The organism is Nocardioides sp., from assembly GCF_050699375.1.
Taxonomy (GTDB): Bacteria; Actinomycetota; Actinomycetes; order Propionibacteriales; family Nocardioidaceae; genus Nocardioides.
Genome location: NZ_JBOHDN010000088.1, coordinates 1 through 14,365, shown reverse-complemented (window position 1 = coordinate 14,365; position 14,365 = coordinate 1). Strand labels below are relative to the sequence as shown.

At 69.6% G+C, this 14,365-nt stretch carries 10 protein-coding genes; 2 read left to right on the top strand and 8 right to left on the bottom strand.

Going from position 1 to position 14,365, the window contains the following annotated elements:
* Positions 1 to 64: 64 nt before the first annotated feature.
* A complete protein-coding gene (locus ACRDPS_RS06125; protein ID WP_431500738.1) occupies positions 65 to 460 on the top strand; it encodes a VOC family protein in 396 nt (131 codons plus the stop codon).
* A gap of 26 nt (positions 461 to 486) precedes the next feature.
* Here the strand turns inward: ACRDPS_RS06125 and ACRDPS_RS06120 are convergent, their stop codons facing one another.
* On the bottom strand, positions 487 to 915 hold the full coding sequence (locus ACRDPS_RS06120; protein WP_431500737.1) for a DUF5709 domain-containing protein: 429 nt from the start codon (positions 913 to 915) through the stop codon (positions 487 to 489).
* Positions 916 to 1,045: 130 nt separating this feature from the next.
* Between ACRDPS_RS06120 and ACRDPS_RS06115 the strand changes: the two genes are divergently transcribed.
* On the top strand, positions 1,046 to 2,587 hold the full coding sequence (locus ACRDPS_RS06115; protein ID WP_431500736.1) for a sulfatase family protein: 1,542 nt from the start codon (positions 1,046 to 1,048) through the stop codon (positions 2,585 to 2,587).
* Here ACRDPS_RS06115 and ACRDPS_RS06110 read toward each other — a convergent pair.
* The 7 genes from ACRDPS_RS06110 to ACRDPS_RS06080 form a co-directional block, all read right to left on the bottom strand.
* The gene (locus tag ACRDPS_RS06110) at positions 2,572 to 3,528 is read right to left on the bottom strand and encodes a formylglycine-generating enzyme family protein (protein WP_431500735.1); all 957 of its coding nucleotides are present in this window, start codon (positions 3,526 to 3,528) and stop codon (positions 2,572 to 2,574) included. The genes ACRDPS_RS06115 and ACRDPS_RS06110 overlap by 16 nt on opposite strands.
* Positions 3,529 to 3,611: 83 nt before the next feature.
* Positions 3,612 to 4,829, bottom strand: coding sequence for a hypothetical protein (locus ACRDPS_RS06105; RefSeq protein WP_431500734.1), 1,218 nt, complete (start codon positions 4,827 to 4,829; stop codon positions 3,612 to 3,614).
* Between the two features lie 153 nt (positions 4,830 to 4,982).
* Entirely contained in the window at positions 4,983 to 5,552 is a 570-nt protein-coding gene (locus ACRDPS_RS06100; protein WP_431500733.1) for a DUF1697 domain-containing protein, read from the bottom strand.
* A complete protein-coding gene (locus ACRDPS_RS06095) occupies positions 5,549 to 8,080 on the bottom strand; it encodes a bifunctional FO biosynthesis protein CofGH (RefSeq protein ID WP_431500732.1) in 2,532 nt (843 codons plus the stop codon). The genes ACRDPS_RS06100 and ACRDPS_RS06095 overlap by 4 nt, the downstream gene beginning before the upstream one ends.
* A gap of 36 nt (positions 8,081 to 8,116) precedes the next feature.
* Positions 8,117 to 10,396: a serine/threonine protein kinase gene (locus tag ACRDPS_RS06090; RefSeq protein WP_431500731.1), complete on the bottom strand. Its 2,280-nt coding sequence runs from the start codon at positions 10,394 to 10,396 to the stop codon at positions 8,117 to 8,119.
* A gap of 165 nt (positions 10,397 to 10,561) precedes the next feature.
* Complete coding sequence (locus ACRDPS_RS06085) at positions 10,562 to 11,737, bottom strand: hypothetical protein (protein ID WP_431500730.1); 1,176 nt, start codon at positions 11,735 to 11,737, stop codon at positions 10,562 to 10,564.
* A 486-nt stretch (positions 11,738 to 12,223) separates the two neighbouring features.
* The coding region (locus ACRDPS_RS06080; RefSeq protein WP_431500729.1) for an MMPL family transporter at positions 12,224 to 14,365 on the bottom strand (2,142 nt) is incomplete at its 5' end.

Below are 14,365 nucleotides of genomic sequence, written 5' to 3'. Positions count from 1 at the left end.
GCACACGACATCGAGGTCAAGAACGTCGCGATCGTCGGATGATCGCCTGAGCCGGGAGACGAAGATGCGAGCGATCCACCACTGGGACCTCTGGGTCGACGACTTCGAGACCGCCTCGGGGCAATGGGGCTGGCTCTTCGGCGAGCTCGGCTGGGAGGCCGGCGAGAAGGGTCACCTCTGGGAGGCACCGGACGGGACGTACGTCTTCATGGAGCACTCCCAGGACCAGCACGGCTCGCAGGACCGGCTCAGACCGGGCGTGAACCACATCGCGTTCACCCTCGAGAGCCGAGACAAACTCGACAGGATCCGCGCGGAGTCGACCGAGCACGGCTGGCACGAGATGTACGCCGACCGCTACCCGCACGCCGGAGGCGACGAGCACACGGCGCTCTACCTGGAGAGCTCCGAGGGGTTCGAGGTCGAGATCGTGCTCGAGGTGGCTGACCTCACCGCCTAGTTGCTCACCGCCTAGTTGCTCACGGCCTAGTCGTCGTTCGAGTCGCTGTCGTCGATGATGTGGATGGCGGCCTCCTCGGCAGAGGCCCCGGCGCCGTCGATGCCGGCGTCCGGCCCGTATTCCTCGGACCCGGGGTCGACCAGGCGCCCGGCCCGCTGGCCGCCGACCTCTCGGCCATCGGGGTCGTCGGACTCCTCGGCGTCGTCATACTCGGCCGCGTACGGATCCGGCTCCGGCACCTCCTGATGCTTGCGCTGGTCGATGCACTCACGGTGCTCCTCCTCCCAAGGAGTGTTGCCGTAGTCGGTCGAGTAGTGGTCCGCGGTGACGATGCCGTGGTCGAGCTCGTCGCGGACCTCCCCCTCGAGCACCTGACCGGAGAGTGCGTCCTCGCCGCTGATCTGGTCCTCGTCATCGACGCTGTAGTCCCCATAGTTCCCGCGTGATTCGCTCACCTGAGTCTCCTCATCCGGCCGGCATTTGGGGACCTGGACGGCCCCTTCGGTAACGTTAACCCCGTCCGGTTTCGAGGGGAACCGGCCGGACGCGAACGACGCGGGGACTCGACCGAGGGAGCGGACTCAGATGGCGCCTCGCGCCCGTTTGGCGGTGGCGGCTGTTGCCGTGCTCGCCGGCTCGTCGATGATGATCGGCGCACTGCCCCACGCCGGTTCGCTCGGGTCGCTTGCCGAGAATGCCTTCGCGCACGCCAGCGGGTCCGCCGACGACGGTGTGGTGCCGCGCACGGCCACGAAAGCCCCCGACTGGGAGCCCTACTCGACGAAGCCCAACATCCTCATGGTCACCGCCGACGACCTGGCCTACGAGGACCTCGAGTACATGCCCCACGTACGCAGCCTGTTGGCCGAGCAGGGCACGTCGATGACCGAGGCGATCGCTCCCACCCCGATCTGCGTGCCGGCCCGCGCCTCGCTGCTGACCGGCCAGTACGCTCACAACCACGGCACGGTCACCATCAACGGCGAGCGCGGTGGCTACGCCTCGATGGACCACACCGCCACGCTGCCCGAGGCGATGCAGGACGCCGGGTACGACACCCTCTACACCGGCAAGTACCTCAACGGCTACGGCATGCGCGGGACCGCCGAGGACGTCCCTCCCGGTTGGACCGACTGGCGGGCGACGGTCGACATGTCGACGTACAACTTCGTGCGGCCGCGGATCAACCACAACGGCAAGCTCGAGACGTACAACCGCTACACGACCTATGTCATGCGGGACCAGGCCAACGAGATGATCTCGGCGCCCGAGCGCGCCGACAAGCCGTGGTACCTGTGGCTCAACTACGTCGCGCCGCACCACGGCGGTCCCGGTGAGAAGGACGACCCCGAGGGCACCAGCACCACCAGGCCGGCGGACGAGGACAAGCATTCCTTCGACGGGATCGAGCTGCCGGACACGCCCAACATGTTCCGCACGCCGACCGACGCACCGCGGATCTCAGCCTCTCGCAAGACCTTCGACGCCGAAGGGCGAGCCGAGCTGCGGATCGCCCACGAACAGCGGATCGAGGCCGTGCAGGCTGTCGACCGCGCGGTCGCCAGCCACGTGCTCCGTCTTCAGGAGACCGGACAGCTCGACAACACGATCATCATCTTCTCCTCCGACAACGGCTACACCACCGGCGGCCACAACATCAACGGCAAGCTGATGCACTACCGCGAGACGCAGCGGATCCCGCTGATCCTGCGCGGACCGGGCATCCCCGTCGGTCGGTCATCGTCCACCGCGGTCGGCAACCCCGACATCGCCACCACGATCATGGCGGCCGCAGGCGCTGAACCCGGTCGAGTCCAGGACGGCGTCAACTTCCTGCCATGGCTCGTCGCCCCCTCGCAGGACCGGGTCCTCCCGATCTCCGCCTGGCGGGTCAACGACGGCAGCAAGCAGATCTACTCGGGCATCCGCTTCGGCGACTGGACCTACGCCCGCTTCTCCGACGGGAGCGAGGAGCTCTACGACCGCAGCGAGGATCCCTACCAGATCCGCTCGCTCGCGCTCGTTCCCGACTACGCCGACGAGCTGGCGGAGCTGCGCAAGCTCAACGAGAAGTACGCGACCTGCGCGGGTGACAGCTGCCCGAAGAAGTTCTATCCAGCCGGCTGATCCGCGGCACACCGGAAACCCAGGTTGCCCGCGGTCGAGTCGGGCGGGCTGCTGGAGCGGGCCGAGAGCCGGTAGCGGTGGCAGTAGGACTCGTGGCAGAGGAATGAGCCGCCGCGCATGACCCGGGTGAGGCCCTCGGTGGGCCCGCGTGGGTCGGAGGGGGAGCCGGCGTCGACGAGGTCGGCGTAGTAGGTCGGGGAGAACCAGTCCGCGCACCACTCCCAGGCGTTGCCGATCATCTGGAAGAGGCCGAACCCGTTGGGGTCGTACGTCCGCACCGGGGCGGTCGTGACATAGCCGTCGGCGGCGGTGTTGGTGTCCGGGAAGTCTCCCTGCCAGACGTTGGCGTGGTGGGTGCCGTCCTGCTCGAGCTCGTCGCCCCAGGGGAACCGTGAGCCGGCGAGACCGCCGCGGGCGGCGTACTCCCACTCCGCCTCGGTCGGCAGCCTGGTGCCGGCCCAGTCACAGTAGGCGAGCGCGTCGTCGTAGGAGACGTGCACGACGGGGTGGTTGCCGCGGCGGCCGACGTTGGAGCCCGGACCTTCCGGTGACCGCCAGGAGGCGCCACGTACGCCCAGCCACCAGGGTGCCTCGGGGGAGCGGCCCAGGATGTCGCGCGGCGAACCATCGAAGGCCAGGTGGAAGACGGCCGAGAAGCCCTCACGCTCGGCGGTGGTGACGTGACCACTCGCCTTCACGAAGCGCGCGAACTCCTCGTTGGTCACCGCGGTCGCGTCGAGCCGGAACCCGGGCAGCTCGACCGGGTGCACCGGCCCCTCGCCGTCGGCCTGATACCCCTCGCCGAAGGAGTCACCGGCGGCGTACGTCCCACCCGGCAGGTCCACGAGGGTCCGGCGGCGCTTCCGCGGCAGCGCAGGAGGGCGCCGCGAGGGGTCTGGGCTGGGTCCGCGGGTCGCACCGAAGGTCAGGTCGGAGGGCACGGGCCCAGCCTACGAGGGGCCTATGAGCTGTACCTATTGCTTCGGGCTCCGCTTCAGCTGTACCTATTGCTTCGGGCTCCGCTTCAGCTGGGGTACGTCGCCCTGAGGCTGCCCGCGGTGGCCAGGATCTTGCCCTTCTTCCCGGTCGCCAGGATCCCGGATGTCTGGGCCCGGCCCTCGGAGCCGGCCTTGATCTTGACCTTGCAGGTCGGCTTCTTGCCCGGGCACTTGAAGTCGCCCGACGGCTTGTAGGTCACCGTCAGGCTCTGGTCGGCCGCCAAACCGTCGACGTACGCGGCGACGTAGGTGCACTTCGGCTTGCCCTTCGGGCAGGTGTGGTTGACCTTGCGCCACTCCATCCGGGCCTCGGCGGCGTTGCCGCAGAGCTTGGCCGGCTCGCCGGTGCGGACCGTGCCCCAGGCGTACGTCACCTTGGTGGTTGCTTCCACGCACGCCTCGGCGCCGCCCTTGTCGACCGGCAGGGTGTAGGTGAGCTCCGGGTCCTCCCCGGCGGTGGGCTCGGCGCTGCCGTCGTCGATGGAGGGGATTCCGGCGGTCACCGTCGGTGCGGTGACCTTCAGCGTGACCTGGCGGTAGCCGGAGGCCGCGCCGGCCGTCGGTGCCGCGGGCGTGCGGGCGTAGCAGCTGTCGAGATCGGTGATCGCGGCGACGTTCTTGGCCGCGAGGTCCTCGTCGGTGAGGCGGAGGTCGGTGACCGCGAGGACGCCCGCGATCGCGGGCCTGCCGACCTCACTGAGGCAGCCGGGGTCCTCGAGCGTCCAGGCGCCGGCCACCTGCTTGGCCCAGCTGTTCGCCCCGACACCGTCGGCGCAGTCGAGCAGCTCCGAATACCACTGCGAACCCAGCGCCGAGGGCCACTCGCCGGTGTAGCTGAAGCCGCTGCCCGTCTTGGTGACGACACCGGCATCGGTGAGCCCCGAACTGCCCTTGTCCTTGACGACCGCCTCCGCGGCGCAGCGCAGCTGCTCGGGGTCCGCCCACGCCGGGGTGTCGCCGGCGAGCGTGAGGGTGCGCGCCACGTCCTTCTCGTCACCGCGCATCGGGCCGATCTCTCCGCTGAAGTAGGCCCACGCGGACGTACCGAGGACGGCCACCGCCGCGACCACGCAGACGATCACGAGCCACCGCAGCACCAGACGTACGGGGCGGCCCCGGTCGCGCCGACGACGCGGCAACGGGGGCAGCCCGAGGCGTCGCCGCCGGGCCTCCTCGGCCGCCGCGTTGGCGAGCTCTGTGGGGGTCGGCTGCTGCTGAGCGGTGTTTCCGGTGGGGTCGGACATCTCACTCTTCCTCGAGACAAGTTAGCGAGGATCGTAGAGGGTAGTCCGTTTCGGATACCCGCTGGTACTCCCCAGCGGCCTCCGCGTCAGGCTATGACCAGGAATTTGGTCATGTGACCAACGTTCAGGTCACATGAGGCTCGACGACACGGACTACTTCCACGTTGCGGCGGCAGTCAACAGCCGGTCGATGGAGCCGCGGGTCCTCGTCGTGGCCACGCCACCGGTGGCCCGTTCCACCTCGAAGGTGGGACTCCCCGCGGAGTTGCGGGGTTTGCGGATCAGGCTCAGCGCGATCCCGTTTCCGATGTGCAGCACGTCGACGTCGTCTTTGGGGTTGGTCCACGGCGTGGACCAACTCGGCTCCTTGCCGCCCTGGAAGAACGTCACGGTTTCGCGGTACGTGCGGGGGGACTGGTGCTTCTCGAACACGCCGATCGCAAGGACGCGCTCCAGATCTGCCAGCGGCCGCACGATCGCTGCGTCGTCGTACCCCGCCATGGCAACCAGTTCGCCGGCTGCCTCAGCCACGACCCGCTCGGGGTCCTCGGCCTTCAACAACACCGTCCCGTTCGTCTGGAACGACCTCACGTGCGAGGCCCCGCCACGATTGAGCGCATCCTCCAGCTGCTCCCGGTTCGGCGACCCGGCGTGACCGAGATTGAGGTTCCTGTAGAACACCACGTGCATCACGACCTCCGGGGGCGGTTCACGGCGTGTCATCGACCTTCGTACAACGTCGTTCGTTCGCGTACGTCCCGGCCGATGCCTGCGCCGATCTCCTCGAGCTCGGACACAGTCTTCGCCGAGCCGTGCTCGGAGCCGGCCATCCGGGAGATGGTCTCCTCCATCAGGGTGCCGCCGAGGTCGTTGGCGCCGGCCTGGAGCATCGCCCTGGTGCCGTCGACGCCGAGCTTGACCCAGGAGGTCTGGATGTTGTCGATGCGGCCGTGGAGCATGATCCGGGCGAGCGCGTGGACAGCCAGGTTGTCGCGCAGGGTCGGGCCCGGGCGGGCGGCGCCGGCCAGGTAGATCGGGGCGCTCGTGTGGACGAAGGGGAGCGGTACGAACTCGGTGAGCTCGCCAGCGGAAGACGATCCAGCGCCGTGCTCGCGGGCCCGGTCCTGGATCCCGGCGAGCACCCGCAGGTGCCCGACCCAGTGGCGCGGGTTGTCGACGTGGCCGTACATCATCGTCGAGGTCGTCGGGATGCCCACGCGGTGAGCGGTCGAGACGATCTCGATCCAGGTCTTCGCGGGCAGCTTGCCCTTGGTCAGCACCCAGCGGACCTCGTCGTCGAGGATCTCCGCCGCGGTGCCCGGGAGCGAGCCCAGCCCGGCCTCGCGCACCTTGATCAGGAAGTCCTCGATGGACAGCCCGGTGCGGGAGGTGCCGTTGACGATCTCCATCGGGGAGAAGGCGTGCACGTGCATCTCCGGCACCCGCTGCTTCACGGCCTGGACGAGGTCGAAGTAGGCCGTCGAGGGCAGCTCCGGGTCGATCCCGCCCTGCATGCACGCCTCGGTCGCCCCGAGGTTCCACGCCTCCTCCGCGCGGTCGGCGACCTGGTCCAGATCGAGGGAGTACGCATCCGCGTCCGTCCTCCTCTGGGCGAACGCGCAGAACCGGCAGCCGACGTAGCAGACGTTGGTGAAGTTGATGTTGCGGTTGACGACGTACGTCACGGTGTCGCCGTTGACCTCCTTGCGCAGGTCGTCGGCGAGCCTGGTGACCTGGCGGAGCAGGTCGCCCTCGGCGGTCATCAGGGTCAGCGCATGCTCGTCCGACAGGTTGCCGGGGTCCTTCTCCGCCGCCTTGAGCGCCGCAAGACCCGCCGACTCGGCGCTGGATGTGCGGGTAGCGGCTTCGCGGATGGTGTCCCAGTCGCCGTAGACGGTCTCGAAGTCGTCGCGGCGGTCGTTCGTACGCCCGGTGGTGTCGACGGAGGCATGAAGGTCGACCCGGCCGGCAGCCGTGAAGCCACCGTCCGGCTCCTGCCACGGCAGTCCTTCTGGCCGGGCCCCGTCACGGGCCAGCCCGTCCTCGTCGGCGAGCGCCTCGACGTGGGAGAGGACGCGCGGGTCGATCCAGGCCTGGCCGTCGCGCAGGGTGCTCGCGACGTACTCCGGGTGGACGGTCAGGCGCGGCCGCAGCTGGAAGCCGGCCTCGGTGCTGACCTGGCGCAGCGCGTCGAGGGAGGGCCAGGGGCGCTCGGGGTTGACGTGGTCGGGCGTGAGCGGCGAGACCCCGCCCCAGTCGTCGATCCCGGCGCCGAGCAGCGCCCGGCACTCATCGAGGTCGACCAGGTTGGGCGGCGCCTGCACGCGGGCCTTCGGTCCGAGGACGATCCGGGTGACCGCGATCGCGGCCAGATACTCGTCGAGTCCGAGGTCATCGACGTGCCGCATCGCGGTCGACGGCTTCGCCCGGAAGTTCTGCACGATGATCTCCTGCAGCCCGGCGTACGCCTTGTGCACCTTGCGCAGCGCGAAGATCGTCTCCGCGCGCTCGGTGAGCGTCTCACCGATGCCGACCAGGAGCCCGGAGGTGAAGGGGATCGAGAGGCGGCCGGCGTCCTCGAGGACCCGGAGTCGCACCGCAGGGTCCTTGTCGGGAGACCCGAAGTGGGCCTCGCCCTTGGTCTCGAAGAGCCTCCGGCTGGTGGTCTCGAGCATCATCCCCATCGAGGGGGAGACCGGCTTGAGCCGGTTCATCTCCTCCCACGACATCACCCCCGGGTTGAGGTGGGGGAGCAGGCCGGTCTCCTCGAGCACCCGGATCGCCATCGCGCGGACGTAGTCGAGCGTGGAGTCGTAGCCGCGGCTCTCCAGCCACTCCCGCGCCTCCGGCCAGCGGTCCTCGGGGCGGTCGCCGAGGGTGAACAGGGCCTCCAGGCAGCCCAGCTTCGCGCCGTCGGCGGCGATCTCGAGGATCTCGTCGGGGCTCAGGTAGGGCTCACGGCCCTCCCGCTCCGCCTGCCCCGGGGTCTCCACGAAGGTGCAGTAGTGGCACCTGTCGCGGCAGAGCTTGGTGACCGGGATGAAGACCTTCGGTGAGTACGTCACCGTCCCGGCTCTCTCGGCCGCGACAAGTCCGGCGTCACGTACCTTCCCCGCCGCGGCGGTCAACCGTTTGAGGTCGTCGCCGCCGGCGGCAAGAAGGACCGAAGCCTCCGCCACGTCCAGGGCTGCGCCACGTTCGGCCCGGGCCAGCGCCCGGCGGATCTGCTGAGGTGTCGGCTGGTCGCTCATCACGAGCAGCCTAGTAGGCACCGCCCAGTTGTCGAACTAGTTGTCGATCTGGGCGCTCGCGCCAGGCGCAGTCGCGACGAACTTGGCGTTCCAGTCCTGCGGACCCGACCAGTCGACGATGGCGCCCTTGCCCTCACCGTCGGCGGTGCCGGGCCAGTCGCACTTCGCACCCTTTCCGCACTTGCCGCCGTTGAGGGTGAGCTTCACGTTGAACGTCTTGCCGGGCTGGAAGCCCTCGAAGTGGAGTCGCCAGGTGTGGCAGGCGATCTTCTGCTTCGCGTAGTCCTCGTCGTCGCACTTGTCCTGCTTGACCCACTCGAGCTTCTTCGGCTCGGCCGAACCGCAGGACTCACCCTTGGTGGCCTTCTCGGTGCCCCAGGCGAAGCTGACGGTCGTGTTGACCGAGATGCAGCCCTCGACGCCACCTTCGGCGACGGGGAGCTCGTAGGAGGAGCCCTTGAGCTCCTCGGCGCTGCTGCTGCCCTTCTTGGCGATCTCGATGACCGACTCCCCACCGGGTGCGGTGGGCTCCTGCACGTCGAAGTCGACCTGCATGTAGGCGGGCTTCGGGGTGACCTCGGCGCCGAGGGCGTCGGCCTTCACGTAGCAGGCGTCGAGGGCCTTCACGGCCTTCTCCTTGGCCGGGCCGGCGGCGCCGGGGTCGGAGTCCTTGAGGAGGTCGTCGACCGCGATCAGGCCGGCCATCGAGGTCTTGTCGACCTCCTTCTCCATGCAGCGGGCGTCGCCGACCTTCCAGCTGTCGCCGATCTCGGTCGACCAGGACTCGGTGCAGTCGAGCAGACCCTGCGCGAAGTTCATGGCATCGTCGGCGGGCCAGTCGCCGGTGTAGGTCCAGTCGTCGCCGGCGTCCACGACCCCGTGAGAGCGCAGCTCGGCGGCCGGCACCTTCTCGACCAGGCCTTCGGCCGCGCACGTCATCTGGTCCTCGCTGGCCCAACCCGGCTTGGGTACGCCACTGGCGATCGCCTCAGCGGCCTTGGCGTCGTCGCCGTGGAGGCCGAAGATGCCGAAGCCCTGGGTGAAGATGCCGACCCCGAGGATCAGCGCCGCGGCGACGCCGCCGCCGATCACGGTGTACATCTTCTTCTTGTCGCCGCCCTGGCCATCGTCGGAGTGGTGGGAGGGCAGCCACTCGGGCTTGCCGCCCCCGGCCCCGCCGGCCGCGGCACCAGCCGCTGCGCCCGCGCCGGTAGCGGCGGCGGCCTGGGGCATGCCCTTGCCGCTGTGCACGACCGTCGAGTCGGTCTCGTTGGCGGCCGGTGCGGGGGTCGGCGTGCCTTCCCCCGGGCGCTTGACGATCGTCGGTTGGGCCTCGGCCTCGGGCACGTTGCTGCCGGCGTTGCTGCCCCCTGAGGTGCCGTCGGCGGTGGTGTCGTAGCCGACGCCGGGACGGGAGCCGAGATCGGATCCGGCCGCGCCGGCGGCTGCGGCGGCGACGCTGCCGCCCAGACCGGCCTCTTCGAGCCGGTCGGCGGCCTTGTCGAGTGCCTTGGACAGCTGCGCGGCGGTCTGGTAGCGGTTCTCCGGCTTCTTCGCGAGCGCCTTCTGGATGATCGGGTTGATCAGGTCGGCGCCCGGCGTCGAGGCGGGCAGCCGCGGCACCGGGTTGTTGATGTGGGCGCTCATCAGCTCGAAGTCGGTGCCGGCGTAGGGAGCCTTGCCGGTCAGGCAGGCCCACAGCAGACAACCGGCGGCGTAGATGTCGCCGGACGCGGTCGCCTGCTCACCGAGGTGGCGCTCGGGCGACATGTAGGGCAGCGAGCCCACCACGGAGCCGGCCCGGGTCACGTTGGAGTCGCCCTCGGTGGCGATCCCGAAGTCGGTGAGGTAGGGGACGAGCTCGCCCTCCTGGCGCTCCCACAGGAGCACGTTGGACGGCTTCACGTCGCGGTGGACCACCCCGGCGCGGTGGGCGTCGAAGAGCGCGTCGCTGACGTCACCGACCAGGCGCAGGGCCTGCACCGTATCCAGCGAGCCCTTGGCCTTCAGCCAGCCGTGCAGGTCACCGTCGGGGACGTACTCGGTGACCAGGTAGACGGTGCCCTCGACCTCGCCGTACTCGATGATCTGCACGATGTTGCGCGAGCGGAGCTTGGCCAAGATGTTGGCCTCGCGCTCGAAGCGGGTGATGAAGTCCTTGTCCACCGTGAGCGAGGGCAGCACCAGCTTGAGCGCCACCTTGCGACGCAGAGCTGGGTCCTTGGCCTGGTAGACGACACCCATACCACCTTGACCCAGGACCCGCTCGATCACGTAGCGACCGAACTGCTCGCCTTCCTGGGGGAACGCAACCATCTTTTTTGACCTCGCCCTGACTTTTTTCCCGATTCCGACCTCTGCCGAAACCCTAGCGTCCCCTTAACGATCGCAGCGAGGCAACGCCACGGTCGAGACCATTTGTTAAGAAGTCCTTGGTTCGGATGTGGGGGTCGTCGATCGCGACGGGCTGATTCGGCTGGGCTAGTTCGGGAGTACGGCGGTCAGCCCGTCGGCCTGGGCCGTGAACCGGTCCTTCCAGCCTTTGGGTGCGGTCCAGCTGGTCCAGGTGCCGCTCGGTTTGGTGACGAAGGCGGTGTCCGAGCAGGAGCCGGACGCCGACCGGCAGCTGCCGCCGTTGAGCTTCAGCTTGACCGTGACGCTGGAGAGCAGCTCATAGCCCTCGTAGTGGAGCGTCCAGGAGCTGCACGGGGCGAACTTCGGCTGGGCGCACGACCTGTCCTTCGTCCACCACAGCCGGCGGTCCTTCGCGGTGCCGCAGGCCTCGTCCTCGCTGGCCTTGGTGGTGCCCCACGGATAGCTGATCGAGGCCTCGAAGGTCGCGCAGCCCTCCTGGCCCCCTTCGCGTACCGGGATGTTGACCTTTCCGTCGGTGACCGGCTTCCACTCCGAGGCGTCGGCGGACCTCGCCCGCACGGTCACCTCGCTGCCCTCGACCGTCGGCGCCTTGACGGCGAAGTCGACGCCGAGGACGGCGGGAGTCGCGGTGGCGCTCGGCGCGGAGAGCTCATCGCTCACGTAGCACTCGTCCAGCGCCGAGACGGCCTTGTCGGCCTGCTTCCCGGCCTTGGCGTCCTCGACCTCCATGTCCCGGGTGGCGATCAGCCCGGCCATCGCCGATTCGTCGACATCGCCGAGGCAGCCCGTGTCGGCCAGGGCCCACTCCTTGCCGATGGCCTTGCTCCAGTCGCCGGAGCAGGAGAGCAGGCCTGCGGCGTACGTCGTCGCCTGCGGTCCCTTCCACGCGCCGGTGTAGGCCACCGACTCGCCGGACGCCTTGATCAGCCCGGCCTTGGTCAGGCCGTCGGTGCGCTCGTCCTTGACCAGCTCCTCGGCGGCGCACTTGGAGTCCCCGGCCGAGGCCCAGGACGGCTTGGGTGCGTCCGCGGCGATCGCGGTCACCGCCTTCTTGTCCTCCCCGCTCAGCGGCCCGAACCCGAGGCGCCCGCTGAAGAACGCCCACGCTCCGGTGCCCAGCAGCGCGACGAGCACGACCGCGCCCGCGGCACCCAGCCCGATCAGCAGGCCCTTGTTCCTCTTCTTCGGCTGGTGGTGTGCCGGCAGCCCATAACCCGTGGCGTACGCAGCAGGCGGCTGCTGAGCGGGCGGGCCGTAGCCGCTCGTCGGCGCCGCCGGCATCGCCGTCGTGGGTGGCGGCGGGGGAGGCGCCGTCGACGGCGTGGGCGGCTGGGCCGGAGGGGGCGAGGCCGGTGAGGGTGAGGCCGGAGGAGGTGAAGAGGGAGGTGGTGAAGACGGAGGTGGCGATGCCGGGGGCGGCGATGCCGGGGGCGGCGATGCCGGGGAAGGCGGAGGTGGCGGGCCCTGGTCGGACGAAGGGGGTGGCGGCGGGATGGGGCTGTTGCCCGGTATCCGGGTCGCATCCGGGTCCACCGGACTCGCCGGCTCAGGCGTCGGCGGTTGGGCCGGAGGCTGGGCCGGGGGTGTGGGCCGCGGCGTACCCGGTCTGGTCTTGTCCTGGTCGTCTGGCCCCATGTCGCACGCCCCGCATGTCAGTGAAGTGGACAGCCCGGGCCGATCGACCCGAGTCGTATGCACATCGTAAAGACACTCTGCGATTTCGGAAGGCCATAGATCGAAGATTCTGCGTGGTTCGTGCGGAACCCGTCAGTATTCGCCGGGGCGGCGGGGCCGGGGGCGACCCTGCGGTGGGTTCGGTCGCGGATATGGCCGTGGGCCGGGCGGCTCGGGGTAGGGCTGCTCGGGGTAGGGCCGGCGCGGCGGCTGCCGCCGACCGGGCTGCGGTGGGCGCCTCTGTCCCGGCGGCGGCTGCTGGTAGCGCGGCGGGGCCGGTCGTGGCGGGGTCGGTCGTGGAGTGGCTGATCCTGGTGCGGTTCGTCGGGGCGGCTGCTGAGGGAACTGCTCGGCCAGCGGCACCGGATGACCTGGACGACCTGGATGACCCAGACGCGCCGGATCCCCTGAACCCCCCGCACGAGGCGAACGAGTTTTCGTTCGCCCCCGGGCGAGCCTGCTGGGCCACCAGATGATGTCGCCGAGGTCGAGGTTGATGGCGGTGACGAGGATGGAGCGCACGACGAGCGTGTCGAGGAGCACCCCGAGAGCGATCGCGAGGCCGATCTCGATGAAGCTGACGTGCGGCAGGGTGGTGAGCACGGCGAAGGTCGCGGCCAGCACGATGCCGGCGCTGGTGATCACGCCGCCGGTCGCCGACAGCGCCACCAGGGAAGCGCGACGGGTGTCGCCGTGCTCGACGGCCTCCTCGCGGACCCGGTGCATCAGGAAGATGTTGTAGTCGATGCCCAGCGCGACCAGGAACACGAAGACGAACAGCGGGAACTCGCGGCCCTGACCCGCGAACCCCATCGCGTCGAAGATGACCGCCGAGAGTCCGAGCGCGGCGCCGAAGCTGAGCACGACGGTGGCCATCAGCAGCACCGGCGAGAGGACCGAGCGGAGCAGGATCATCAAGATGATCAGCACCAGGCCGAGCACCAGCGGCATCACGACCTTCGTGTCCCGGTCCGTGGCGGCTGCCATGTCGAGCTGGATCGCGGCGGTGCCGGCGGCGAGCGCGTCGGCGCCGTCCACGGAGTGGATGACGCTGCGTACGTCCTCGACGGTGTCGAAGGACGCCTTGGACATCGGGTCGGTGGTCAACGGGACTGCGGTCACCGCGACCTCGTGGGTGCCGTCGGTGACCGGCTGTACGCCCTCATAGCCGGCCTTCGTCAGCGCCTTGACGACGTCCTTCTCGGTGCCCTGGGCCGAGACGACCTGGATCGGGTTGGAGGGGTCGCTCAGGTCGTGCTCCTCGAGCACGCGGTCGCCGATCAGCGACGGGAAGTCCTTGGTGTAGGTCTCCGAGCTGTCCAGGGTGGTGATGTTGAGCATCGAGAGTCCGCCGCAGCAGGCCAGGAGCGCTGCGGCGGTGCCGATCCAGACCGCCCGTGGACGCTTCCGGATCCAGCCGCCGAGCCGGGCCCAGATCCCTCCGCGCCTCTCCCGGGGGCCATGAGCCGGAGCAGGGGTGCCGTACGCGGGTTTGATCGGCCAGAACACCCAGCGACCCGTGATCACCAGCAGCGCCGGGAGCAGGGTCAGCATCACGACCAGGCCGGCGACGATGCCGATCGCGCAGACCGGCCCCAGGCTGGCGGTAGACCCCATGGTCGCGACCATCAGCCCGAGCATGCCTACGGTGACCGTGCCGGCCGAGGCGATGATCGCGGGTGCCGAGCCGCGCAGCGCGGCCGCCATCGCCTTGTGCCGGTCCTCGTGCCGGCCCAGCTCCTCGCGATATCTGGCGATGAGCAGCAGGGCGTAGTCGGTGCCGGCGCCGAAGACGAGTACGTCGAGGATCGCCCGGTTCATCTGGTTGAGGGTCAGCCCGGCGTACATCGCGCACAGATAGACCACGCCCATCGAGACGACCAGCGCGACCAGCACCGAGACCAGCGGGAGGAACCACAGCACCGGACTCCGGTAGGTGATCAGCAGGATCACGATGACCACACCGGCGGCCGCGTAGAGCAGCGCACCGCCGATGCCCGAGCCGGCCTCCATCTGGTCGGCGGTGGACCCGCCGGCGCCGCCGATATAGACGTCGACGCCGTCGAGCTCCGTCATCTCGACCAGGTCGTCGCGCAGGTCCAGCAGCGCGGTCGGGTCCTCGTCGGCGTAGTTGACCACGAGCGAGACCGTGGCGACCTCGCCGTCGGGCGAGACCAGACCGTGCTTCTGGCCGTTCTTCTCCCCGAGCGGGTAGGCGATCGCAGGCATCACCGG

Bases quoted from the DNA above. Each gene is read 5' to 3' on its own strand.
- ACRDPS_RS06105 (WP_431500734.1), bottom strand. From the start codon at position 4,829: ATGTCCGACCCCACCGGAAACACCGCTCAGCAGCAGCCGACCCCCACA.
- ACRDPS_RS06095 (WP_431500732.1), bottom strand. From the start codon at position 8,080: ATGAGCGACCAGCCGACACCTCAGCAGATCCGCCGGGCGCTGGCCCGG.
- ACRDPS_RS06085 (WP_431500730.1), bottom strand. From the start codon at position 11,737: ATGCCGGCGGCGCCGACGAGCGGCTACGGCCCGCCCGCTCAGCAGCCG.
- ACRDPS_RS06125 (WP_431500738.1), top strand. From the start codon at position 65: ATGCGAGCGATCCACCACTGGGACCTCTGGGTCGACGACTTCGAGACC.
- ACRDPS_RS06100 (WP_431500733.1), bottom strand. From the start codon at position 5,552: ATGACACGCCGTGAACCGCCCCCGGAGGTCGTGATGCACGTGGTGTTC.
- ACRDPS_RS06090 (WP_431500731.1), bottom strand. From the start codon at position 10,396: ATGGTTGCGTTCCCCCAGGAAGGCGAGCAGTTCGGTCGCTACGTGATC.
- ACRDPS_RS06115 (WP_431500736.1), top strand. From the start codon at position 1,046: ATGGCGCCTCGCGCCCGTTTGGCGGTGGCGGCTGTTGCCGTGCTCGCC.